The 25,976-nt window shown below is 31.6% G+C and carries 22 protein-coding genes; 16 read left to right on the forward strand and 6 right to left on the reverse strand.

Annotated features, from left to right (window positions below; translation table 11 throughout):
• Positions 1 to 27 precede the first annotated feature (27 nt).
• The 4 genes from R9X47_RS01325 to R9X47_RS01340 all read left to right on the forward strand — a co-directional run bounded on the left by R9X47_RS01325 (position 28) and on the right by R9X47_RS01340 (position 5,377).
• On the forward strand, positions 28 to 327 hold the full coding sequence (locus tag R9X47_RS01325) for a hypothetical protein (protein ID WP_432664885.1): 300 nt from the start codon (positions 28 to 30) through the stop codon (positions 325 to 327).
• A gap of 254 nt (positions 328 to 581) precedes the next feature.
• Entirely contained in the window at positions 582 to 1,817 is a 1,236-nt protein-coding gene (locus tag R9X47_RS01330; RefSeq protein ID WP_432664886.1) for an SPRY domain-containing protein, read from the forward strand.
• Between the two features lie 376 nt (positions 1,818 to 2,193).
• On the forward strand, positions 2,194 to 3,828 hold the full coding sequence (locus R9X47_RS01335; RefSeq protein ID WP_432664887.1) for a lamin tail domain-containing protein: 1,635 nt from the start codon (positions 2,194 to 2,196) through the stop codon (positions 3,826 to 3,828).
• Between the two features lie 232 nt (positions 3,829 to 4,060).
• On the forward strand, positions 4,061 to 5,377 hold the full coding sequence (locus tag R9X47_RS01340; protein ID WP_432664888.1) for a leucine-rich repeat domain-containing protein: 1,317 nt from the start codon (positions 4,061 to 4,063) through the stop codon (positions 5,375 to 5,377).
• 339 nt (positions 5,378 to 5,716) lie between these two features.
• Here the strand turns inward: R9X47_RS01340 and R9X47_RS01345 are convergent, their stop codons facing one another.
• From R9X47_RS01345 to R9X47_RS01355, 3 genes are all read right to left on the reverse strand, one after another.
• The gene (locus tag R9X47_RS01345) at positions 5,717 to 6,256 is read right to left on the reverse strand and encodes a hypothetical protein (RefSeq protein ID WP_432664889.1); all 540 of its coding nucleotides are present in this window, start codon (positions 6,254 to 6,256) and stop codon (positions 5,717 to 5,719) included.
• 172 nt (positions 6,257 to 6,428) lie between these two features.
• Positions 6,429 to 6,602 carry a hypothetical protein gene (locus tag R9X47_RS01350; protein WP_432664890.1) on the reverse strand — a complete coding sequence of 58 codons (174 nt, stop codon included), beginning with the start codon at positions 6,600 to 6,602 and terminating at the stop codon, positions 6,429 to 6,431.
• Between the two features lie 1,292 nt (positions 6,603 to 7,894).
• Positions 7,895 to 8,299 (reverse strand): DUF805 domain-containing protein, encoded by a 405-nt coding sequence (locus R9X47_RS01355; RefSeq protein WP_432664891.1) that lies wholly within the window; start codon positions 8,297 to 8,299, stop codon positions 7,895 to 7,897.
• A 500-nt stretch (positions 8,300 to 8,799) separates the two neighbouring features.
• Here R9X47_RS01355 and R9X47_RS01360 point away from each other — a divergent pair, with 500 nt between their 5' ends.
• Positions 8,800 to 9,291, forward strand: a complete 492-nt coding sequence (locus R9X47_RS01360) for a hypothetical protein (protein ID WP_432664892.1) — start codon at positions 8,800 to 8,802, stop codon at positions 9,289 to 9,291.
• 548 nt (positions 9,292 to 9,839) lie between these two features.
• Here R9X47_RS01360 and R9X47_RS01365 read toward each other — a convergent pair.
• The 3 genes from R9X47_RS01365 to R9X47_RS01375 all read right to left on the reverse strand — a co-directional run bounded on the left by R9X47_RS01365 (position 9,840) and on the right by R9X47_RS01375 (position 11,123).
• Positions 9,840 to 10,187, reverse strand: coding sequence for a DUF805 domain-containing protein (locus R9X47_RS01365; RefSeq protein ID WP_432664893.1), 348 nt, complete (start codon positions 10,185 to 10,187; stop codon positions 9,840 to 9,842).
• Positions 10,188 to 10,306: 119 nt separating this feature from the next.
• Positions 10,307 to 10,666, reverse strand: a complete 360-nt coding sequence (locus tag R9X47_RS01370) for a hypothetical protein (RefSeq protein ID WP_432664894.1) — start codon at positions 10,664 to 10,666, stop codon at positions 10,307 to 10,309.
• A 142-nt stretch (positions 10,667 to 10,808) separates the two neighbouring features.
• Positions 10,809 to 11,123, reverse strand: a complete 315-nt coding sequence (locus R9X47_RS01375; protein WP_432664895.1) for a hypothetical protein — start codon at positions 11,121 to 11,123, stop codon at positions 10,809 to 10,811.
• A gap of 670 nt (positions 11,124 to 11,793) precedes the next feature.
• Between R9X47_RS01375 and R9X47_RS01380 the strand changes: the two genes are divergently transcribed.
• The 11 genes from R9X47_RS01380 to mutS all read left to right on the forward strand — a co-directional run bounded on the left by R9X47_RS01380 (position 11,794) and on the right by mutS (position 25,966).
• Complete coding sequence (locus R9X47_RS01380) at positions 11,794 to 13,029, forward strand: SPRY domain-containing protein (protein WP_432664896.1); 1,236 nt, start codon at positions 11,794 to 11,796, stop codon at positions 13,027 to 13,029.
• 210 nt (positions 13,030 to 13,239) lie between these two features.
• Entirely contained in the window at positions 13,240 to 14,253 is a 1,014-nt protein-coding gene (locus tag R9X47_RS01385) for a hypothetical protein (protein WP_432664897.1), read from the forward strand.
• Positions 14,254 to 14,489: 236 nt separating this feature from the next.
• Positions 14,490 to 15,722, forward strand: a complete 1,233-nt coding sequence (locus R9X47_RS01390; protein WP_432664898.1) for an SPRY domain-containing protein — start codon at positions 14,490 to 14,492, stop codon at positions 15,720 to 15,722.
• Positions 15,723 to 15,922: 200 nt separating this feature from the next.
• Complete coding sequence (locus tag R9X47_RS01395; protein WP_432664899.1) at positions 15,923 to 16,102, forward strand: ribbon-helix-helix domain-containing protein; 180 nt, start codon at positions 15,923 to 15,925, stop codon at positions 16,100 to 16,102.
• A gap of 118 nt (positions 16,103 to 16,220) precedes the next feature.
• Complete coding sequence (locus tag R9X47_RS01400) at positions 16,221 to 16,511, forward strand: hypothetical protein (protein ID WP_432664900.1); 291 nt, start codon at positions 16,221 to 16,223, stop codon at positions 16,509 to 16,511.
• Between the two features lie 657 nt (positions 16,512 to 17,168).
• On the forward strand, positions 17,169 to 18,182 hold the full coding sequence (locus R9X47_RS01405; protein WP_432664901.1) for a fibronectin type III domain-containing protein: 1,014 nt from the start codon (positions 17,169 to 17,171) through the stop codon (positions 18,180 to 18,182).
• Positions 18,183 to 18,421: 239 nt separating this feature from the next.
• A complete protein-coding gene (locus R9X47_RS01410) occupies positions 18,422 to 19,549 on the forward strand; it encodes a cohesin domain-containing protein (protein ID WP_432664902.1) in 1,128 nt (375 codons plus the stop codon).
• A 227-nt stretch (positions 19,550 to 19,776) separates the two neighbouring features.
• Positions 19,777 to 21,084: a transglutaminase domain-containing protein gene (locus tag R9X47_RS01415; RefSeq protein WP_432664903.1), complete on the forward strand. Its 1,308-nt coding sequence runs from the start codon at positions 19,777 to 19,779 to the stop codon at positions 21,082 to 21,084.
• A 314-nt stretch (positions 21,085 to 21,398) separates the two neighbouring features.
• Positions 21,399 to 22,685, forward strand: a complete 1,287-nt coding sequence (miaB, locus tag R9X47_RS01420) for a tRNA (N6-isopentenyl adenosine(37)-C2)-methylthiotransferase MiaB (RefSeq protein WP_432667568.1) — start codon at positions 21,399 to 21,401, stop codon at positions 22,683 to 22,685.
• A gap of 9 nt (positions 22,686 to 22,694) precedes the next feature.
• Positions 22,695 to 23,096, forward strand: coding sequence for a YlbF family regulator (locus tag R9X47_RS01425; RefSeq protein ID WP_432664904.1), 402 nt, complete (start codon positions 22,695 to 22,697; stop codon positions 23,094 to 23,096).
• 203 nt (positions 23,097 to 23,299) lie between these two features.
• The gene (gene mutS, locus R9X47_RS01430) at positions 23,300 to 25,966 is read left to right on the forward strand and encodes a DNA mismatch repair protein MutS (RefSeq protein WP_432664905.1); all 2,667 of its coding nucleotides are present in this window, start codon (positions 23,300 to 23,302) and stop codon (positions 25,964 to 25,966) included.
• Positions 25,967 to 25,976 lie beyond the last annotated feature (10 nt).

The following is a 25,976-nucleotide window of genomic DNA, read 5'->3' on the forward strand; positions in this document are numbered from 1 at the left end:
CATAGGTTGTATTTAAAAGCAAAGTGTATGAGGAGGACGGATGAAAGCCCGAATTCAAATGAAGCTTCAGCTACACCAGAAGGCAGCAGTAGTGGAGGTAGAGCGCTATTAAGAATTACAATGACTAATGGTATAATAAATGAATATGATTTATCAATGAATGATGTAGATGACTTTATTGATTGGTATGAGGATAGGGCTGATGATAGAGAAGAGGCTTATTACAAAATAGAAAAAAATTATAATATAGGTCCATTTGAAAGTAGAAAAGACTATATCGTGTTTGATAAAATTTCACAGTTTGAAGTAATGGAATATGAGGATTAGGAATATCAGGGGTAAGGCTTTGGTCTTATCCCTGATAATTTTATGGTATAAAGCATTAGTGTGCATAAAATGAAGAAATCGGTCATTTTATATAGAAATGAAAAAAATAAGTACTAGAAAAAAGGGTTGAAAGATTTACAGGATGTGACTAAAAGCGAAAGTCGAAAAATGTCGTTAAATATTTCTTTAAATGTAACAATTTGTTTATTATAATAGAATTTGTATTAAAAAGTTGACTATAAGGAGGACGAAAGATGAGTATTAAAAGGTTAGGAATATTGTTATTGATGGTATGCTTTATTTTTTCAAGTTTAGGAACTCAAGCATTTGCTGTTGGGGTTGAAGTTACACTTAATCAAAATGACAAAGAAAGCTCATTGGAATTAAGCAATGGAAACTTATCAGTAAATAATCCTGGAGGAAGTTACAGAGGTATTCGTGCTACTAAAGAAGTTACAAGTGGGAAATGGTACTATGAAGTTAAAATAGAAGAGGGCGGAAGAATAGATGCTGCAATGGTTGGTGTTACAACAAAAGATGAGGTGTTAAATCATGGAACAAGTATAGATTCACTACAATATGGAAGAGTATACAGAGGAAATGGAACTACATGGATTAATAATAAATCTTATGGTGAAGTATATAATGTTGGAGATACAATCGGTGTTGCGCTTGATATGGATAATGGTACAATTGAATTTTATAAAAATGGTGAGTCACAAGGTATAGCATATACTGACTTACTATCACTTAATGAGGTATATCCGTTTTTAATTATATATGATACTGGAAAGATGACAGCAAACTTTGGAAATACACCTTTCCAATATGATATTCCAGAAGGCTTTAGTCCATATAATGGTGAAAGTAGCGAGCAAAATGGTACAAGTGTATTAGATATAGAACCAGAAAAAGAAAAAATAAAAGTAAATGAAAAAGTAACAGCTGACTTAGTAATAGATAACATAAGCGAAATAGCAGCGGAAGATATAAAAATAGACTACGATGAAGAAAAGTTAGAATTCTTAGGATTCGAAGAAGTAGATGGAATGAAATTAGTAAAATCAATCGAAGAAACAGACGATGGAGAGCTAAGGGTTATAATAGCAAGTGAAGGTGAAGACAATATTGTAGATAATAAAGAAATACTGTTGAAACTAGAATTTAAGGGTATTGAAGTAGGAGAAGCTCTTGTAGATATAGCTAAAGGTAGAGTAACAGACGGTATAGAAATGGAAAAAGATTTAACAGATGAAGAATGTGGTGAAGGAACGATAATAATCGAAGCAATGGCGGATGTTAATAACAGTGGAGAATTTACATTGCTTGATCTAGGTATTGACGCTAGACATTTCTCTAAGGACCCTGAATCTTCAGAACTAGAAGATTATAATACAGATGTAGTAGTAAATGGTGAAATAGATGAAGATGACTTGCTAGAGATAGCAAAATATATGCTAGAAAATCCAAATTATGAGCCAAATAACTAAATCGTTAGAAGCTAGTTTTACATAAGAATTTTTATTTTACACCAAGAGTAATTCAAAAAAACAAAAAAAGAATATTAAGAAATAAGTTTTGTAAGTTACTAGGCCGGGCGAACCCGGTCTTTTTTTATTGCTTAGAAGTATGAAAAAAGATGGTACAGAAAAAATTTATTAAATTACTAAAGGATTAACTAACGAAGAACCGAGGAAACTTGGTTTTTTTCTTTTGAGAAAATTATCTAAATGAAATTAGATATATGGTCCTACAGATTGTATTTATTGTATAAAATTAACAAATATACTGAAAAATAGAAAATACATGTAATGTTGGGATAATTTGTTGCATAGTGTATTAAAAATAGAAAAGGAGGACAACTATATGAATTGGAAAAGAAAAATTAGCTTCATTATTGTTTTTGCACTTGTTTTTTCTCTACTTAATTTTTCTGGCCAAGCAGTGGCTGCATCTAACAATGATGTAGTAATCAACGAAATAGCATGGATGGGTACTACTTACAGTTACGCCGATGAATGGATCGAACTTTATAACAACACTAATCAAAGTGTTGATTTAAGTGGCTGGACACTATCTGCAAAAGATGGAACCCCTTCCATAAATTTATCTGGAGCAATTCCTGCAAATGGATATTTTCTTTTAGAGAGAACAGATGACACTACTGTTCCAGAGATTTCAAGCGATTTAATCTATAGTGGAGCCTTAGGGAACACCATAGAAAACTTAGAACTTAAGGATTCTAGTGGAAGTGTAATTGATACAGTTGATTCCTGGTATGCTGGAGATAACGGCACAAAAGCTACTATGGAAAGAATCAGCTCTACTACTAGTGGAACTACATCTTCTAACTGGAAAACTGCCACAAAAGCATATGATGGGGGATTAGGAACTCCATCCAACTCATCGACTCCAAGTGGAGGATCAGGTGGGAGTTGGACCCCTGGTAACTTAGAAATACACCATATTAATATCGGACAAGGTGATGCTACTCTAGTGGTTTCGCCTAGTGGCAAATCTCTTCTTCTTGATGCTGGCGAATCTTACTGGAACAGTAGCACAGATGCTGAGAAAATTGGACCTTACATAGAGAATGTGATAGGCTCAAAAGAATTGGATTATGTATTAATATCTCATTTCCATCTGGATCATATTGGATATACTGGAGAAGGAGGACTTTGGCATCTTGTTGAAGAACAGGGCTTTACAGTTGGAAAAATGGTTCACAGAGACTACAATAATTATCTTGGAACAACTAGCGGAACATTTGATAAGTGGAAAGCTTATCTAGAGGGAGAAGGAAAAAACAAGCTAAATCCAGAGATTGCTGTTGAAGGCACAAATCAGATAGATTTAGGTTCAGACATAACAGTTAATATTATAGCCACTGACGGCAATGGAGCTCTAATTAAAGGTGACTTTAGTAGTGATTCAGTACCACCGTCTGAGAATGATTACAGTGTAGGTGTGATCATTAGCTTTGGCGATTTTGATGAATGGATTGGTGGAGATTTCTCAGGTGAATATGCAACGAGTGATTATGGCTATACATATCATGACATAGAGTTAAGTGCAGCAAAGGAAATTGGAGATGTTGATGTACTTAGAGCCAATCATCACGGAAGTGATCATTCTAACAATTCAACATTTGTAAACCAATTAGATCCCGAAGTATCAATTATTAGTGTCGGGGACGATAACACATATGGACATCCTCGACAGTCTGTAGTGGATCTCTTGCTTTCAACAAGTGATCTATACTTAACTGAGCATGGTGATTCTAGTACGAATATTGGTAATGCGATAGTTGCTGGAGATATAGTAATAAAAACATCTGATGGAAAGAAATATACTGTAAATGGAACAAGTTATACAGCTACAGAACCAATCAGAACCGATAGTGATGGGGATGGGTATTTCAATGAGGTTGATCCTAATGATAATGATGCAAATACAGTACCTCAACCAAAAGGTGGTACTGATCCAACATACCAACCTTAAAAAAGATTAAGAGAAAAATATGAGAAATAGCATAGATATAAAGGGTAGAGCTTAGGCTTTACTCTTTTTTATTTAGAAAACCTTATGATTGATTAAATTATAAGAGAAAAAAGTGATAAAAGAATTCGTACCAACTATGTTGAGGATTTTTTATAATTTCTAGACAAACTATTACAAATTATGACATGGAATATTGTTTATAATTGAAACTGTAAATAAAGGAGGGGTTTTCATGAAGAAACGTTATTCAATTCTTCTAACTGCTTTACTAATAATGTTTTCATCAATATCATCATATGCAACGGTAGAATTTCCAACTAAAATTGATATTCCTTTAAACAAGGATTGGACTATCGAATTTAATATGAACATTGATGAAAGTACTATTAATGAAGAGAATATTTATATCATTGATTCAAAAAGCAATAAACATGATTGTGAATTACCTTTGCCAGATTTATTGGATTACAATTTTATACAAATTGTACCTCGGAGTAATTATAATTCTGGTGAAAAATACACTCTCCATATTAAAGGGGTGAAATCAACTTCTGGTAAAGGGTTGAAAGATGAAATTACGATGAACTTTAACACTATAAACAATTTAGATGAAGTAATTAATTTTACAGATGCAAACTTAGAATCTGTAATAAGGAGAAAAATAGGGAAACCTACAGGTGACATATATAAGAGTGAAATAGAGAGTATCTTAAATATAAATGCCGAGCAAGAAGGGATTTCTAATCTAGAAGGAATACAATATTTTACTAATTTGCAAAGAATATACCTTGGTAACAATGAAATCAGCGATATAAGTCTATTGAGAGATTTAACGAATATAGAATATTTATATCTTCATAAAAACAAAATTACTAATTTAAGTTCGTTAAAAGGCTTAACGAATTTAAAGAGTCTAGATCTTTATGAAAATAAAATAAGTGATATAAGTTCATTGGAAAATCTAAAAAATTTAAATATTTTATGTCTTGAAGACAATTTTATAAAGGATATAAGCATGTTAAAAAATTTGAAAAATTTAAAAAAGCTATACTTATCAGCAAATCCAATAAGTGACTTTACTCCAATAACTGAATACTATGATGATCTAGAGGATAAAGATTTTCAACTGAAAAAGACAAATTTAGATAACCTTGTAAACCATCTTGCAGATTATTATGAAGTAAAACGTTTTGAGTATACTACTCGGAAAGGAATGTATGGCTATAGGCTAGAATGTACTAAGAGTTTTGAACTACCTTGGAACTCTGTAACCTACTACTATATAGGTTCTGAAACAAGTAAAGACGATATTTCTAAAGATACTTTAGGATCTGTTTTAGATATGAATCTTACTTCACAATCAAGAGAAATTGAGGCTGATACTGATGAATATCTTCTTGGGTTAGATGGTGCTTCTTCTGGTAAATATGTTTACTATAGAATAGTGAATTTTAGAAAATCCATGACTGATGGAGAATTGTTTGATGAAAATTATTTAGAAAAGGCAAAAGAAATTTCTGAATGGATTCCAGACGGAAGACTTGAATGATAATATATTTTAATAGTAATAAAGAACGGCTGAGCGGAGAATCTAAGAAGGATTTTCCGTTCTTTCTTTAATACATGAAAAAAAATAGGGGTTAGGGATCTGGTAAGTAGTTATGGAACCATTATTCGACTAAGAATTGCGAAAAGTATTCCAATGATTATGACTAGAGATAGAAAGATAAAATATAATATTTTGAAAAATTTTTTCACAGTAAGGCTCCCTTCGCTATAATGATAAAATTAACATTTTATAGAATTCTATGGGAAGTGGAGAAAACCTTTTAGTTTTTTTAAAAAAAATCTAAAATTGAACGATAACGATTTCGTATTTTGAGATAAATTAGTCTATTTTGTTATTTGAAATGTAATTAATTTTATTAAGTAGACCAGTTTTAACTTGAGCTATGCTAATATTTGCTCCACTAATGTTGACTTCGTATACAAGATTAGATTTTTTAAGTAATATATCAAAGCTATTTTCATCGACTTTTAATAAGACTTTATCACTATTGTATTCAGTCGGATCAAGCTCAATAGCATCTTTGAAATGTTTTGCAAGTGTTTTAAAAAGTTCATTAGCATTTTGCTCATCGTTTTGAATAGATAAATTAGTTTGAACATCAAATTCATTATCTTGGCTATTGACAAAATATATATGATATAGACTATAAAAACCTAAGTCATTTGAACTTTTTGTAAAGAAGTAATCTTTATTATTTTTAAGAGGCTTTACCCTATAATCAGATAAATCTAATTCTGATATGTCTTCAGGCAAGAAAATATAGTTTATATCTGTTTCGGAGAGTTCGAATTGCTTAGTGCATGAAAGTAAAGAAGTAGATACAAATATAAGTAATATTAGACAATAAATCTTTTTCACAATTAGTACCTCCAAGTTTATAAAACTTATAATATCAAATTAAATAATACCACTCATAATTATGTAGAATCAATAGAAATAAAAGGATAGATATGAATATGGAGGTAAGAAAAAAATTAAAAAGTAACGAGTAAGCAGAAAAAAGTGCTATTTAGCGCCTATGAATAACAGTTTATTTAGGGTTATTTATAACTTCTAAAATTGAACGATAAAAATCAGTAATGATATCTTTGTTTTCTAGAATTTTTACTTGTTTATTTGCATCATTCATAGAACCTATAGCATTTAACCAGGATATTGTAATTTCAGCTGCTAGTCTTTTATTATTGTCGTAATAATTAGACATATTACCATCTCCTTCAAACGTATCATAGGCGCTTTTTAGAAATTGAACATATGTAAATAGAAATCTTTTTATAATAATGAAAAAGTAACTAATTAAATAGAATACGTATAGAAAAAAATACTTACTAATTAAAGAAAAACTAATAGTTAATTAAATCAAAAAAATCAATGGATGATAGTTATATATATGCGTAAAATTTACAATTGATGACTATGAAAGGATTATTTGGGAAAGGTGACAACTTTGGAGTTTAAATATGTTAAATGGCATAACAACTACGATTTAGAACTTAGCAAAATCTATAGAGAAAATTTACATAATGAAAAATGGATATTGACCCATCTAAATGATTGGCTAAATCTGTGCAGGATAAACCTAGTTATCTTAAAAAATATATAAGTTGATAAAATTGATAATAGTGTATATAAGATGAGCAATTTATCAAACTTTAAATTCATAAGAAAATTTCTTTAAAAGAGATTATTTTAGGAAAAATTATAAGCCGATAATATAACACTTTTTTTATCTTAAAAATATAAGCAATATTATAATAAGACTTAGTGATTATCTTGAGGAAGATGCATTAAATAATAGAATGAGAACTGAATTGTAGTAAGTATAGGACTATAATACTTAAAGTCAAAAAGTAAGATCAATACCAGAGAAGGAAAAAAAGTCAAGAAGAAGAGTGTTATTTGATATCTTGCCTTACTTCCAAGCCATTTTATTAACTTAGATTTATAGTGAATTTTTTTATTAACAAGATATAGAACTATGATAGAAATTGATGGGCAGATAATAGAGAGAAGATGAAAATAAATCATAATTACACCTCACTTCAATGTTTAACCTAATATATTATACCAGAAAGAGAGGAGTAAGGTATGAAAGTTTAAATTTAGATATCAGTAATGTATATAGATTATTCATTAAATGAGTGGTTAGTGATGGAAAGTGGTGTTAGGGAACGATTACTTGTTGTAGTATCAAGATAAGTCTTAAAAATACTAAAAATAGGATTACAAATATACAAGACAGTATGCTAATATTCCTTTTCATAACAAGGCTCCTTTCGAATAAGGATAAATTTGATACTCATAGAATTCTATAAAAAAAGATAAAGTCCTCTTTAAGTTTTTGAATATACTATGCAAAATATAATATTCATGTTAAAAATATAGGGTGTCACTACCTCCGCACCTTGTTATCATTTATGCATTAATAAAGCACCCCTTTTCTAGACTGTTACTTAGTCCGGAAATCGAGATGCACTACATTAAAGCGATTTCTCATCAAATTTCATTTAGAAGAGTAACATATTCAGTTGTATGATTTAGAGGATCATTTCCATATTTATTTGGTCCATAAGTACCTTTTGTAATCATTAAATGGCAATAAAAACCACAAGCTATCAAAAGTAAGATATACACATTTGCTAATTGACCAACAAGTCCAAGAATCATAGGAATTAGAAGAACTATACCGGGCGTATTTATGTCGTGTAACCTTTGTACTGATGTTGTAATACCAATAAAATTTCTAAACAACAATATGGACCAAAACAAGAGACTTTGTATAAGGTTATCAGGTTTGTAAATAGCGAAAAAGATATAGGAAATTAGAAAAATAAGTTGAAGATACAAGTAAATTTTTCGATTAATACGACCTTTAAAAGTAAGATATTTTTTTACATTCATAACTGCACCACCTGTTATTCAATAAGATTCCTCAATATTATAACATAGTAGGATTAGAACATAGAGTAACAAAATATGGAACAAAACAAGATGTTAGCATAAGAAAGAGATTACTAAACAAGCAATCTCATATAATCCAACATATTAGCTAGCAAATATACTTTTTACAAGTTTTGATTTCAAGGGTAGATTATTTGTACTCCTGTAGTTGCAATTATACATGTTAAAAATCTGAAAAAGTAAACCAAATTAGTTGATAAACTATTTTTTCACCATGTATGCTAGGGAAACCTAGTCTATTTGCTATTTCGAGAGTGATTTTTTATGCAATATAAAAAATTAATACTTGTTCAAAAATGAAAAAAATTTACTTTTTATCAAAAAAATACTTGGGATATATTGTAAAATAATCAAAAATGTACTATAATATGTATGTGCATGTACAAACCATTAGGATCCTAGTAGTAATTAAATATTCTACAATGAAAGGACGAAAAAATATGAAAAGAAGAGTATTTTTAATAACCATGTCAATTCTGGTATTTAGTATTGCTTTGTGCTCAGTTGCATTTGCAGCAATGCAGAGTAAAACTATTGAATTATCTAACGAAGATAGTTCATATTTCCCTAACGAATATATATATTACAATGAAAGTGGTTATAATGGTTATCTTTATAAAGATGGACCTGTTCGCACAGAAAGAAACCCCGGCAGTGGCGGTATTGATGAAAATGGATACACATCTTATCAAAAATATACGGGAATAGTATCCAATAATGGTATCACATTTGTAAAAGACATAGAATCACAAATCTGGGGCGGTGAATGGGGAACTCCACCTTCTTTTCCTGACGAAATAGATTATGGCCCAGATAAGTATGGCTATAGTGGTAGAATCAAAAAAGTAGGACAACCATACAAGATTAAAAATATTCCTAGAGAAGAAGAATCGTTATGGGGACAAAAATATGAAGGTACTGTAAGTAGATAATTTAATTTGATTCAATGTAATTTTAAGGTAGAGCTTAAGCTCTACCTTATATATTTTGTACAAAAACTTAGTAAAGTTGCATAGTAAGGTGTCACTGTCTCCGTCTCTTTTTATCACAAATTTAGATTATAGATTAAATAGAACATTAACGCAATTCTTTTGGAATACGAACTAGATATTGATTTAAAAAGACTATAGAAAAAAGTAAAGGATTTAGTTTTACCAAATTGTCTGTTGAGAAAAGAAATAGTCCAAATAGAAAATATGCTGATGCCGAAATAATAGATACTGAAGTTTGATAAGCCTTAGTGGATTTGAATTTCTTTATAAATTTTATCTTTAGATTAAAGAACCTGTCTAAGATATAGAAAATCAAAACTGGTAGAAATGGTCCTAATATTATGAGAACTAGAGTTTGCTCAATCATCATTGACTATACATCCTTTCAATAGAATTGCAATTCCATTATATTGGAAAAAGATTGAAAAGTATACATTAATCAAGACTTTAGCGGAGAAATAAAAAAGAAACTGCCTATAGACAATTTCTTACTCAACTTCTTCAGAATGGGTTTGTAGAGGATCATCACCATATTTATTTGGACCATTAGTCCCTTGTATGAATAATAATAATATACCAAGATAGATATTGTAAATTGGTATATAAAGTAAAAAATAATGGAAACCTGGGCGCTCAATATCATGAAGGCGTTGAACTATAATACATACTTTATTGTAACAAACCAAGGCAATAAGTAAAATGAGTAAAATATTACTTTCTATATATCCAGCCACAAGGGAAAAAAGGATGAGCAAGATTCCCAAAAATAAAAGAGTAAAAAAATATTTTGCACGGTTTATACGGCCTTCAAAAGTAAAATACTTGTTTAAATTCATAGCGATATCACACCTTTCTATCAATAAAATATTATACCATAATGTGGTTATTTGAGATATAGAAATTAAGGGAATGTTAAGATTCGCTAAAATAAGACTATTATAGGTGGGAGAAATATTTAATCCCTTGGTATTTTAAAGATTAATAGTACTAAGGCGATAGATATAGTGACAATAATTCTTCCAAGTGTATTCCTTATTATCCAAGATTCACTTTCAACGAATTTTTTTATAAGGGGAAGTCTCTCGATATATGTTCCTAAAAAGATGAGTAGCCAAATTAGAGAAGTTAATAGAACTCCCCATATTGGCTTTACCTTTCCATGGAAAAGCACGAAATAGAATATTGCTGTAATACACAACAGTAATAAGATTACTCCAAAGGTGAAAAAAGATGGAAAGAACCACATCAAAGCTAAAGATCCAAACATCATTGTGAATCCTATAATTGCTAGTAAAGTGTCATTATTCTTATACATGAAAACTCCAATTGTTAGACTTAAAGTATATTTTAACCTTTAATGCAGTTTTTTATAAGCCTATGTGCTAACTGAGGGGTTAATGAAGTTAATATGAGTCATAAAAGAATAAAAGGCCATAAAAGCGACCTTTTTCAAGAAACTATTTTGGTTGGCCAGCAGCCCATTCAAGAATTTTGCCCGTTTTATCCCATGTCATAAATAAGTAGGAAGACTGTAATAAAATGTTGGGTACTGCATCAATAAGTGGATCAGCAACAATATGATGTATCAAATACAATCTATCGTCGTGAGATTTCGCAGTAGCTAAGAAATATATGTCGCCTTGGGATATATCACCAATAAAATAACTTGATATTATAGTACCTGCTCCTGGTTTATTTGGAAATGAGGCATATGGATTAAGTCTTTTAGCTAAAACTAAAAGGTTTTGCGGAATTGATTGTGCTGTTTTCAAAATATTCTCCTCCTTGAATTAAATATAGATAGTTTATAATATGCACTAAAATTCACAATTATTAAAAAGTATATATTTAATCTAGACAAAATTGAGGGTTACCGCAAGTCAATAAAATAGAGAGCTATTTGCTCTCTATGAAAGTGTTACTAGATTCAAACTATGCTACAAAATTCAAATAAAAATCTTGCAAATTGATAACTAATCAGTTTGTGCTTTTTCAAGTTTTATATACTTAGTATATGGGTGTCACTGCCTCCGTCCCTTTTTATCATTCAAGAAGGGATGCTGAAAATGGAATTATATATTATTATGTTGTAAGCCCAAATTCAAACGAAGCATCGGCAACATCAGAAGGAAGTAGCAGTGGTAGTTGGGATAAAATTTTACAGTTTGAAGTAATGGAATATGAAGATTAAGATTAATAGGGTAAGGCTTCGGCCTTATCTTTTTTTGTTTTTTGACGATAAAGTATCACTTAGCATTGGCTAGGGAAGCCTAGTCTTTTTTTATTAGGCATATAATTAGAAAATGTGATGGCAAATACGTAGACATCATTATTTAAACTGAATAAGTCGAAAAATGTCGGAAATAAATTCTTCAAATGTAACATTTTGTAGATTATAATAGAATTTGTATATAAAATAATTGACAATAAGGAGGACGAAAAATGAATGTTAGAAAGCAAGGAGTATACTTTACTGTAGCGTTACTGATGATAGCACTTGTTTTTGCTAGTTCTGGGTCACAGATCTTTGCTGCGTCACTAGTAACTTGGGACGATAGTGACAAAGGATCTGATGTTACCCTAGAGAATAACAATCTTACTGTAACTATTCCAAATATGAGAAATGGTTCCAAAGCAAATGTTTCAAAAGAGTCAGGTAAATGGTATTGGGAGATAGAAATAAATCAAACTGGTTATTCAATGATTGGTATTGCGAATTCAGATCTTTCAATGAATAGTCCAACCTACAATACTCCTAATTCAAGATTATATTATAGTTCTGGGAGAACTTATCCCGGTGGAAATACCTATGGAGATGCATATAGTACAAATGATGTCATAGGTGTAGCTTTAGACCTTGATATTGGGGCAATTGAGTTTTATAAAAATGGTATATCACAAGGGGTTGCATTTTCGGATATCTCATCCTTAGGAGAAGTTTTCCCTTATGTAACATCTGGTAGCAGTTCTGGAGGAGCAAAGATGACAGCGAACTTTGGATCTACACCATTTCAATATGATATTCCAGAAGGGTTTAGTCCTTACAATGGTGAAGGTAGTGGGCAAAATAGCACAAGTGTATTAGATATAGAACCGGAAAAAGAAAAAATAAAAGTAAATGAAAAAGTATTTGCTGATCTAGTAATAGACAACATAAGTGAAATAGCAGCAGAAGACATAAAAATAGAATATGATGAAGAAAAACTAGAATTCTTAGGTTTCGAAGAAGTAGATGGGATGAAATTAGTAAAATCAATCGAAGAAACAGACAATGGAGAACTAAGGGTTATAATAGCAAGTGAAGGTGAAGACAATATTGTAGATAATAAAGAAATACTGCTGAAACTAGAATTTAAGGGTATTAAAACAGGAGAAGCACTTGTAGACGTAACAAAGGGTAGAGTAACAGATGGTATAGAAATGGAAAAGGATTTAACGGATGAAGAATGCGGAGAAGGTACGATAATAATAGAGGCTATGGCAGACGTTAACAATAGTGGAGAATTTACATTGCTTGATTTAGGTATTGACGCTAGACACTTCTCTAAAGATCCGGAATCTACAGAGCTAGAAGATTACAACACCGATGTAGTAGTAAATGGTGAAATAGATGAAGATGACTTGTTAGAGATAGCTAAATATATGTTAGAAAATCCAAATTATGATCCAAATAACTAAACTTTATTAAGTAAGATTTACTTTAGCCGGGGAAACCCGGTTTTTTTTATTAGGCAGAGAATTAGAAGATATGATGACAAATGCTTAGATATCATCATTTAAGATGAATGGGTCGAAAAATGTCGGAATAAATTACTTTAAATGTAATAAATTGTTGATTATAATAGAATTTGCACACAGAAAATGTGAATTATATAAGGAGGATGAAAGATGAGAGCTAAAAAATTAGGAATATTGTTATTGATGGTATGTTTCATTTTCTCAAGTACAGGAATTCAAGTATATGCAGCAGAAATAGGTGAAATATTATTAGAACCTGAAAGTGGATGGAAAAGATATGATGATACTGTTCCTCAAATATTTTATGGTGGAGGAGGATGGAGTGTTGGAAGTTATAGCGGTAACTACAAGTCAACTGTCCATTTAGTGCTTACTACTTCTAAGCCGTACTACGTATTCAAATTTTACGGGTCCAAATTTAGAATTATAACGGATTTTAATTACAATCATGCTGAAAATATACAAGTTACTATTGATGATAATCTACCAGTTTCTTATAGTGAATATGCTGAATCTGTATCTAGAAGTGTACTAGGTTTTGAAAAAGTTGATTTGGATTATGGATATCATACAGTAAAAGTAGAAAAACAAAATACAGATGGAAATGCTTATTTTACATTAGATGCAATAGACATAGATGAAGATGGTGAATTGCTGCATCCTTACACTCCAACAAATCTAAAAGCAGCAGCAGGAGACGAAGAAGTAGGCCTTTCATGGGATGAAGTTGAAGGTGCAGATTCTTACATTATAAAAAGATCAGAAACAGAAGGTGGATCATATGCAATTATAGAAGAAGATATTACAGGAACAAGCTATACAGATAGGACAGTTGACAATGGAACTACATATTATTATGTTGTGTCTGCTGTTATAGATGGTGATGAAAGTGATGATTCAAACGAAGCTTCAGCAACACCGGAAGGAAGTAGCAGTGGTAGTGGAGACAAGGCATTATTAAGAATAACAATGCAAAATGGAAAGATAAACGAGTACGATTTGTCAATGGATGAAGTAGAAGATTTTATCGATTGGTTTGAAGACGGAGATGATCCTTATTACATAATAGAAAAAGATTATAACATAGGGCCATTTGAAAGTAGAAAAGACTATATAGTAGCTGATAAGATTTTACAGTTTGAAGTAATGGAATATGAAGACTAAGATTATGGGGATAGGGCTTTGGCCTTATCCTTTTTTGACACTAAAGTATTACTTAGAATAGACTGGGGAAGCCCAGTCTTTTTTTATTAGGCTGAGATGTGATGACAAATGCTTAGATATCGTTATTTAGACTAAATAAGTCGAAAACTGTCGGAAACAAATTCTTTAAATGTAACATTTTGTAGATTATAATAGAATTTGTATAAAAAAATTTACTATCATAAGGAGGACGAAAGATGAGAATTAGAAAGTTAGGAATTTTGCTATTAATGGTTTGTGTTATTTTTTCTAGTGTAGGAATGCAGGTATATGCAGCAACTGAAGAAGTGACATGGGATTCAAATGATAAAGGAAAAGATGTTATATTGTCAGAGAATGATCTAACAGCCATTGTTCCATATAATCTCAATGGAGTAAAAGCAACAGTTCCAAGAAGTTCAGGGAAATGGTATTGGGAGATGGAAATAGGGTACATGATAAACATGTTGATTGGTATAGCCAATAATGATGCGTCAATGCAAAGCGCACAATATGATACAGATAATATAAGAGCATACTACAGTTATGACGGTAATATTTTTCCGGGGAGAACAAAATATGGAGAAAGATATACTTCAAATACTGTCATAGGTGTGGCCTTAGACCTTGATAATGGCACCATAGAGTTCTTTAAAAATGGTGTATCACAAGGAGTAGCGTTTACAGATATATCATCAATGGGTGAAGTCTATCCATATGTATCGTCCGGTAGTGGTTCATATAATGAAAATACAGTTACAGCTAATTTTGGTGCAAGTCCATTCAAATATGATATACCAGAAGGTTTTAGCCCATACAATGGTGGAAGTAATAATCAGAATAACTCTAAGATTCTATACATAGAACCAGAAAAAGAAAAAATAAAAGTAAATGAAAAAGTATTTGCTGACCTTGTTATAGACAACATAAGTGAAATAGCTGCAGAGGATATAAAGATTGAGTACGATGAAGAAAAACTAGAATTCTTAGGTTTTGAAGAAGTAGATGGAATGAAATTAGTAAAATCAATCGAAGAAACAGACAATGGAGAACTAAGGGTTATAATAGCAAGTGAAGGTGAAGACAATATTGTAGATAATAAAGAAATACTACTGAAACTAGAATTTAAGGGTATTGAAACTGGGGAAGCACTTGTAGACGTAACCAAGGGTAGAGTAACAGATGGTATAGAAATGGAAAAGGATTTAACAGATGAGGAATGTGGTGAAGGAACGATAATAATAGAAGCTATGGCAGACGTTAATAATAGTGGAGAATTTACATTGCTTGACTTAGGTATTGACGCTAGACACTTCTCTAAGGATCCGGAATCTACAGAGTTAGAAGATTACAATACAGATGTAGTAGTAAATGGTGAGATAGATGAAGATGACCTATTGGAGATAGCTAAATATATGTTAGAAAATCCAAACTATGAACCAAACAACTAAAATGAACTAAAGTATAGGAAATTAGATCAAATTTAAAGGTAGAGTAAAAATCTCTACCTTTAATATTTGGCAATAAAAAAAGCATTAGTCATTCTCTATTATTCTAGGCTTCACGAGTCTACACGTATCTTTTCATTATAATTGACTTTTGTATCTCCATAAGTTATAATTGTTTTGGAGATACAAAAGGAGGTGAATATTTGTCACAGAAAAAAATAGGTCGTCCTACGGATAATCCTAAGAATATTTCAGTGCGAATTAGGATGGATGAAACTACGGTAAAGAAACTTGATAGATGCTGTGAAGTTGAGAAATTAAACCGTTCGGAAATGATTCGTAAAAGTATTCACAAGTATCATGATGGCCTAAAGGATAAATAAAAAAGCGGTGGTCGCCGACAAGCTAACACACCACTTTTTATCCACCACTATCAAGAATAGCGGTAAATCTATTATATCCTGTTTGAGATAGTAATTCAAGAATGGGAGGTATGATTATATGACAGATGTAAAGGAACATTTTAGTAACTTTGCAGCGCAAATGCTAAAAACAGCATATAGGGATTTTAGAAATACTGATCTGGAATATCAGGAAATAGAGTGCTATTTAAGTAAACATAGCGAGAGACTCGATGAAATACTTAGTTCATTAAATGAAAAGGATAAAGAGTTTGTAGAGAAATATATAAGTAAGAAATTCTATGGAGGCACTTGTGCTAATGAAAATTTATATATTGCTGGATATAAGGATTGTGTAAAATTATTAAGAGAACTGGGAGTAGTAATATAAAATCAAATTTCAGAAGTCATTAAAATATGAGAAAAGGAGAATCTCAACACGATTCTCCTTTTTTCTATTTATTTGCCATGTTTTTTATGCTATGGTTGCCGGAAGGTGTGAGTAGGTATGATTTCTCCCAGTTGTTGATACGACTGAGTTTAAGCATGGTCAAAAAGCGATATTTTTGAGTAAAATAAAAGCCCTAGGAGGACTATTTTAATCTATATATATAAATTTATGGGTTAGTCTATTCTTAAAGCAAATAGCTGTAACTCTACCATTATCAGCAATAACCTTTTCTAGGGTGTCACCGCCTCCGTCCCTTTTTATCCTGGCAGAAAAGAAGTTTGCTAGTGGGGAAGAGAAGTTTGAATGGATAGCTGAGAAATTACACATAGCTATGCCTAATTCAGCAAAGGTCATCTTTAGTCAGGAAGATATTGAGGACCTAATACAAGAAATATACGAGAACTTAGGTAACTTCCTAGATGATTGCAAGTTAAATGATTCCTTTATATAAGCACTAATGGTTATACCTTCCTTTAGAGAAAAGTTTTGTAACCTTTTAGTATATTATGTCGAAAAAAGAAATAATAGACTGTTTTTTTCTAATATTTGCCTGTAGAATATATATAAATATTAGAACTTACTGAAGGAGGAAAAAAGATGAAGTTAAAAAAATTAGGAGCCTACTTTATAGTAGCTATGTTAATGGTATCGTTTGTGTTTACGAGTACAGGAATACAGGCTTATGCTGCTGAGGTTGGTGATAAATTATTAGAACCAGAAAGCGGATGGAAAAGATATGATAATACAAATACATCGTTCGTAAAAGAAGGAACTTGGCATGGTACTACAAAGAGTTCATCATATAGTGGTGGTCATATTTATACTACAGATTCAACTTCAAAAATAAAATTTAGATTTTATGGAACCAAATTAAGATATATTTCTTATGTATCAACAACTTCAGGTTCAGGAGATTTTAGGATATTAATTGATGATGTTGATGTTTCAGGAGTTTTAAGTAATAGAGCATCATTAGATTTTCAAATTTTATTATTTGAAATAACTGACTTGTCATTAGGTATACATAATGTTGTTATTGAAAGTTTAAATACAGGATGTGGTTTTGATGCTATAGATATAGATAAAGATGGATATTTGATAAATTCAGACACTCCAACTAATCTAAAAGCAGCAGCAGGAGACGAAGAAGTAGGCCTTTCATGGGATGAAGTAGAAGGTGCTGATAGCTATATTGTAAAAAGATCAGAAACAGAAGGTGGACCATATACAATTATAGAAGAAGATATTACAGGAACAAGTTATACAGACAGGGATGTTGAAAATGGGACAACATACTATTATGTTGTATCTGCTGTTATAGATGGCGATGAAAGTGATGATTCAAACGAAGCCTCAGCAACACCAGAAGGAAGTAGTAGTGGTGGTAGCGGAGACAAGGCAATATTAAGAATAACAATGCAAAATGGAAAGATAAACGAATACGATCTATCAATAGATGATGTAGAAGATTTTATCGATTGGTTTGAGGATAGAGATGACCCATACTATGTAATAGAAAAAGATTATAATATTGGGCCATTTGAGAGCAGAAAGGATTATATAGTAGCTGATAAGATTTTACAGTTTGAAGTAATGGAATATGAAGATTAAGATTATTAAGGGTAAGGCTTTGGCCTTATCCTTAATTGTTTTTTGACTTTAAAGCATTACTTAAAATAGATTGGGTAAGCCCAGTCTTTTTTATTAGGCTGAGAATTAGAAAATGCTTAGATATCATTATTTAAGCTGAACAGGTCGAAAAGTGTCGGAAATAATTTCTTTGAATGTAACATTTTGTAGATTATAATAGAATTTGCATATAAAATAATTTACTATAAGGAGGATGAAAAATGAAAATTAAAAAACTAGGAATATTGTTATTTTTGGTATGCTTTGCTTTTTCAAGTTTAGGAATTCAAGTTTATGCTGCTAGTGTGGGAGAGCAATTATTGCAACCCGAGAGTGGTTGGAAAAGGATAGATGATAAAGATTCAAGATTCAGTTATTCAGAAGGAATTATTAATTATTCAAGCAATAATTTTTACAATGGAGGATGCATATATTTTGATACAGAAGGTGAAGAAATCAAGTTTAATTTTACTGGTGATAAATTGAGAATCATTGCTAATAACTGGAATAGTTACTCTGATAATATTTCAGTAATTATTGATAACCAAAACTATATTATGGACCAATCAACTGCTGAATCTGGTGGAAATGTTGCTTGCTCTATCAATTTTGAAAAAACTGATTTAAGTGATAGTGAGCATAGTGTCATTATTAGAACAAATGATAAATTTTATTGTGCATTTGATGCAGTAGACATAGACGAAAATGGGGAACTGAAGCCATATAATGAAATTACTGTAGAATCCGTAGTGCTAGACATAGAACCAGAAAAAGAAAAAATAAAAGTAAATGAAAAAGTAACAGCTGACCTAGTTATAGACAATATAAGTGAAATAGCAGCAGAAGACATAAAAATAGAATATGATGAAGAAAAACTAGAATTCTCAGGTTTCGAAGAAGTAGATGGAATGAAATTAGTAAAATCAATCGAAGAAACAGACAATGGAGAACTAAGGGTTATAATAGCAAGTGAGGGTGAAGACAACATTGTAGATAATAAAGAAATACTGCTTAAACTAGAATTTAAGGGTATTGAAACAGGAGAAGCTCTTGTAGACGTAATCAAGGGTAGAGTAACAGATGGTATAGAAATGGAAAAGGATTTAACAGATGAAGAATGCGGTGAAGGAACGATAATAATAGAGGCAATGGCGGATGTTAATAACAGTGGAGAATTTACATTGCTTGATTTAGGTATCGATGCTAGACATTTCTCTAAGGATCCAGAGTCTTCAGAACTAGAAGATTACAATACTGATGTAGTAGCAAATGGAGAAATTGATGAAGATGACTTACTAGAGATAGCTAAATATATGTTAGAAAATCCAAATTATGAACCAAATAATTAAGGAGTTATAAATTAAATTGATTTTGTACCGAGTTAAAGAACGGTTTAACGGAGAATCCAAGAAGGATTTTCCGTTTCTTTTTTTACAAAATTTAAGCTACTGAAAGTAGAAGCAAAAAAGCTTTTTCAAGGAATAGAGAATATTTTGATGAATTACTACAAATTACTACAAATTGCGACATGGGGTATTATGTATAATTGAGAAAGTATTTAGAGGAGGGATTTTTCATGAAGAAACGTTATTCAATCATATTAACAGCTATATTAGTTATAATTACTACAATATCATCATATGCAGAAGTAGAATTTCCAGCTAAAACAGATGTACCAATAGATAAAGAGTGGGAAATAAAGTTTAATATGGAACTAGATTGGTCGAATATTGATAATAGCAATATATATATTACAAATGAAAATGGAGAAAGAATAGATAATACACTAGTGATTATGGGTGATAAACATAGCGTAAGATTAAAAGCACCAGTAGGTGGATATGATTCTGATAGTAAATACAAAATCCATGTTCTGCAAAGTGTAAGATCTGTTAGTCATAAAACGCTAAAAGAAAAAACTGAAATGGAGTTTCATACAACTACAGTAAATGATATTGATGTGGATGAAAGTAGTTTAATGAGTGAGTATACATATGGGCTATCTAATGTTAAAAATGAATATTTAGAAATCGGTACGGATTCAGAGAATGTGTTGGAAATAAGTGGGGCCATTGAGAAGTGCGAAGAGCTGTGGATTAGAATAGAAGATAAGGTCTCTGAAACTAGGATTTTTCAAGAGGTGTTTCAGATAGATGAAGATTCTTTTTCAAAATCCTTAACACTAGATATTAAGCCTAGTGTATATTATAATATAACTATTTATATAAGAACTGAAGAAAATGGTCGTTTTGATAATCATGATCTTCCTATTTTATTAATAAATCATAATGGAAGGTTATATCTAAAATTATCTGAAGATTATCTAGATATTTATCTAGATAATGTAGAGAAGTACAATTCTTATAGTGATTTACATAAAGATATCTATTTGAAAGCTAGTCAGAATGTTCAAAGTGACAGTGAAGAAATTATAGCTTTAGCTAATGAAATTATAGGTGATGAGAATGATGATTATGAAAAACTTAGAAAAATTCATGATTGGGTAGCTTCTAATATTGATTATGATAGAGATGGATATCATTCTGGAGACTATTTGCCTACCGATGCGTTAAGTGTATTAAAAAACAAAAAAGCTGTGTGTTCTGGATATTCGAGATTAACTGCAGCTTTATTGAGGGCAATAGGTATAGAAACTCGCATTATTCACGGTGCAGCCTTAGGCGTTGGAACATCAGGAGATTGGGATAGTACAGACAAAACTAATATTAATCATGCCTGGAATGAGGCGTTTATAAATGGAAGATGGGTTATTATTGACACTACATGGGATTCCAGTATTAATAGGATAAAGGACAAGTATTTCGATCCAACTTTAGAGAAATTTTCAAGTGATCATCTTATACTAGAAATTTGTGATTATTAGATGCAAATTGACGGTTTGGCGAAAATCTTATAAATGGTCTTACTTTTACAGTGTCATTTGCATGAAAACTACTGATATAGAATGAGCTAAAGAATGGTTTAGCGGAGAATTTCAACACGATTCTCCGTTTTTCTATTTATTTGCCTTGTTTTTTGTGATATCATTTTAACATCACTTTCTATAACGAGAGTTTCTGATATAATTAGTAAATATGAGAAATAATATTGTTAGAATATTTTAAGGAGGAAAAGTAGTTGAATACTGAAAATACATTGAAACAAAAAAGATACTTTATAGCTACCTATGGTTGTCAAATGAACGAGCACGATTCTGAAAAACTAGCAGGAATGCTATCAAATATGAGTTACTTAGAGTGCGATAATAAAGAAGAGGCTGATCTAATTATATTTAACACTTGTTGTGTTAGAGAAAATGCTGAGTTAAAGGTTTACGGAAATCTAGGTCAGCTAAAGGCATTGAAAAAGAAGAAGCCGGATATGATAATTGCGGTTTGTGGTTGCATGATGCAGCAACCTCATGTTGTTGAAGCAATTAAGAAAAAGTATCCTTTTGTGGACTTAATATTCGGAACCCATAATCTTCATAATTTCCCTGTACTATTATCTAACTGTAAGCAGTCAGAGAGTATGCTTGTTGAGGTATGGGATGAAGAAGGAGAGATCATAGAAGGTCTGCCTAGTATTAGAAAGTATGGATTAAAGGCATTTGTAACTATCATGTATGGCTGTAATAACTTTTGTACATATTGCATAGTTCCATATACCCGTGGTAGAGAAAGAAGTAGAGATGCAGAAGACATTTTAAAGGAAATTAAGGAATTAGTTGAAAATGGAACAAAGGAAGTTACTCTTCTTGGACAAAATGTTAATTCATACGGTAAATCCTTAGATGAAGATATTGATTTTGGAGGACTTCTTAGAAGAATAAATGAAATAGATGGTTTAGAGAGAATTAGATTTATGACATCACATCCTAAGGATGTTTCAGAAAGCCTTATTTTTGCTATAAGAGACTGCGAAAAGGTATGTGAGCATATGCATTTACCCGTTCAGGCTGGAAGCGATAACATCTTAAAGGCTATGAATAGGAAATATACAAGGGAGCAGTATCTAAAACTTGTAAATGATGCCAAGGCGGCTGTACCAGGTATAAGTGTTACTACTGATATCATTGTAGGCTTCCCAGGAGAAACCGAAGAGGACTTTGAAGATACTCTAGATTTAGTTAAGGAAGTTAAATACGATAATTCATTTACCTTTATATATTCTATAAGAAAGGGTACGCCAGCAGCTGAGATGGAAGAGCAGGTACCAGATGATGTTAAACATAAGAGATTTAATAGACTTCTTGAGGTATTGAATAAAGGTGTAGCCGATAGAAATTCTGAGTTACAAGATAAAGTTGTTGAAGTACTGGTTGAGGGTGTAAGTAAGAACGACGAAAGTGTATTGACCGGTAGAACTAGAACTAGTAAAGTGGTGAACTTCGTGGGATCTAAGGACTTAATAGGTAAGCTTTGCAATATAAAAATTACTCAGCCTAGAACATTCTCCTTATTTGGCGAATTAGCTGATAAGTAGGTGATTGAAATGAAGCTTATAGATATGGCAGAGGCTTTAGCCGAAGAAATGTCTAACTCAAAGGAGTATACTAGATACTTAAGTGCTCAAAGTAAGTATATGGCAGATGAAAATGCTAATGCCCTAGTAAGTACATTTAAGAGAAAGCAAAAAGTATTGGAATTTACTGAAAGTAATAATGATGCAGCTGATGCTGATAGGATTAAAAAAGAGATTAATGACCTTTTTTATGAGATAGAGAAGAATGAAGTTATACAGGAACTAAGTGCCTCGTTAGATGCGTTTTTAATACTAAAGCATAGTGTACACGAGAAGATTGACGCTACGACTCATATTGATGATGAAATTCTTACACTTAATAAGAAGTGTGGTGGATGTAAAAGTAAAGGAAATTGTGGCGGATGTAAATGATATATAAATAGCTTTTTCAACAATCTTAGACCCATGAGATTCTCATGGGTCTATTTATGGTATTTTATGTTATAATATTATAGATAAGCAAATGAAAAATATTATCAATTTTTATAATACATAGGAGATTATAATTTTTCAAAGCTAAATTTTAACATTTTATATGCAAACTTACAGATAACAATACTTTAGGAGGATGTCAAATGGCTAAACTGACTCCAATGATGAAACAATATATGGAGATAAAAGAGAATTACAAAGATTATATTCTTTTCTTTAGATTGGGAGATTTCTACGAAATGTTTTTCGACGATGCAATCATTGCATCTAGAGAACTTGAAATTGCCCTTACCGGAAAAAATTGCGGACTTGAAGAAAGAGCGCCTATGTGTGGGATACCCTTTCATTCTTCCGATACATATGTAGCAAAGCTTGTTGATAAGGGGATTAAGGTCGCTATTTGCGAACAAGTAGAGGATGCTTCTCAAGCTAAAGGCCTTGTAAAGAGAGAGGTAGTAAGGATAATTACACCAGGGACAATTATTGATCCATCAATGCTAAATGAAGAAGCAAATAACTATATAATGACCTTCTATGAAGATGAGGATGGAATCGGAATAGCCTATGCCGATATAACCACTGGAGTTCTTAAGACAACTGAGTTTAAGGATTTCAATAGACAAAAGAACATGTTAGACGAGATTTTGAAAGTAAACCCAAGGGAAATTGTAATCAGCCAGAGCTATGAATATAAAGAACGTGAGATAGAGAAATTAGAGAGTGTATACGATGTTATATTCACTCCCCATTATAGTAGAGCGTTTAAATTCAAAAATGCAGAGGATATGATTAAGAGGCATTTTAACATTTACTCTACCGATAGTTTCGGCCTACAGGACAAAAAATACAGCATACTTGCTGTAGGTGCACTTCTTGACTATATCTATGAGACCCAGAAGGTGCCTTTAATACACATCGATAAGATAGACGTGTACAACCATAATAATTTTATGATTCTAGATAAGTTTACTAGAAGAAATCTTGAGTTAACTGAAACCTTAAGAGGTAAGGAAAAGAAGGGTTCATTACTTTGGGTTATAGATAAAACATGCACTTCCATGGGGACGAGAACTTTAAAGCAATGGATTGAAGAGCCATTAATAGATATCCAGAAGATTAATGATAGGTTAGACTCTGTAGAATTGCTATATGATGATTTATTACTTAGAGATGAATTAAGGGAACTGCTAAAGAAGATGTACGATTTAGAGAGGTTATCTTCCAAAATCGTCTATGGAAATGTTAATGCAAGGGACATGATTGCATTAAAAAGCTCGATTCAAGTAATCCCTCTAATTAAGGACAAGCTAAGTAAGAAATTAAAGGGTGAGCTTGAAAACATCTACGATGAAATCGATGAACTTAAGGATATATTTACATTGATAGATGAAGCAATAGAAGAGGATCCTCCATTTTCAATAAAAGAAGGAGGCATTATAAAGACTACTTTTAATGATGAATTAGCTGAACTTCGTAGTGCCATGACCGACGGGAAGAAATGGTTAATGAATCTAGAAAGTAGAGAAAGAGAAAGTACCGGTATAAAGTCATTAAAGGTTGGCTTTAATAAGGTCTTTGGGTACTATATAGAAGTAACAAAATCCAATATAAAGAATGTACCAGATACCTATAATAGAAAACAGACTTTAGCTAATGCAGAAAGATATATTATGCCTGAGCTAAAGGAAATAGAGGACAAGATACTTGGAGCAGAAGAAAAAATCGTCAAATTGGAATATCATCTTTTTGGTGAGATAAGAAATAAAGTGCTAGAAGGTATAAGTAGAATACTAAATACTGCTAAGGCTATCGCAAGATTAGATGTATTAGTAGGCTTTGCAGAGGTTGCTTTTACTTATAGATTTAATAAGCCAGAGATAAACGATACTAAGAATGTTGAGCTTGTAAATGCAAGACATCCAGTAGTTGAAAGGGTAGCAGGTGATGAAAGCTTTGTACCGAATGATACTCTATTAGATTGTGATGAAAATAGATTCTACATTATTACTGGACCTAATATGGCCGGTAAGTCTACTTATTTAAGACAGGTAGCTTTAAATGTACTACTTGCTCAGATAGGTTGCTTTGTTCCAGCAGATAGGGCTGTTATAGGAGTAGTTGATAGAATATTTACCAGGGTAGGAGCCTCCGATGACCTATTCCAAGGACAAAGTACCTTCATGGTTGAAATGAGTGAGCTTTCAAATATCTTAAACAATGCTTCAGGAAACAGTTTAATAATATTAGACGAAATCGGTAGAGGAACTAGTACCTATGATGGTTTGAGTATAGCATGGTCTGTAGTTGAGTACATTAGCAATGCTTCGATTTTAGGAGCAAAAACACTATTTGCTACCCACTACCATGAGTTAACTGAACTTGAGGGTAAGCTTAGAGGAGTAAAGAATTACTGTATATCTGTCAAGGAAGTAGGCGACGATATTGTCTTTTTAAGAAAGATTATCCGTGGCGGTGCCGATCAGAGCTATGGTATACAGGTAGCTAAACTGGCAGGATTGCCGGCTGAAGTTATTGATAGAGCTAAGAAGATTCTACATGAATTAGAAGAGAGCGATATAAACCGTAACTATGACGATGTCATGCAAGAAATATCAATGACTGTTGAAAAGCCAGCTGTTGCTGAAAAACCATCTACTGAGGAAGTGAAAATGGAGAAGCAAATTAATTTCTTTGATTTAGAATCAAATGAGATTATTGATGAATTAAAGAAACTCAATATTATTAACATGACGCCAATGGATGCAATGACCAAATTGTATGAATTGGTAGAAAAGGTTAAACCTATGTAGGGTGATAATT

Origin of the sequence: Wukongibacter baidiensis, from assembly GCF_050888315.1 — a bacterium.
Taxonomy (GTDB): domain Bacteria; phylum Bacillota; class Clostridia; order Peptostreptococcales; family Caminicellaceae; genus Wukongibacter; species Wukongibacter baidiensis.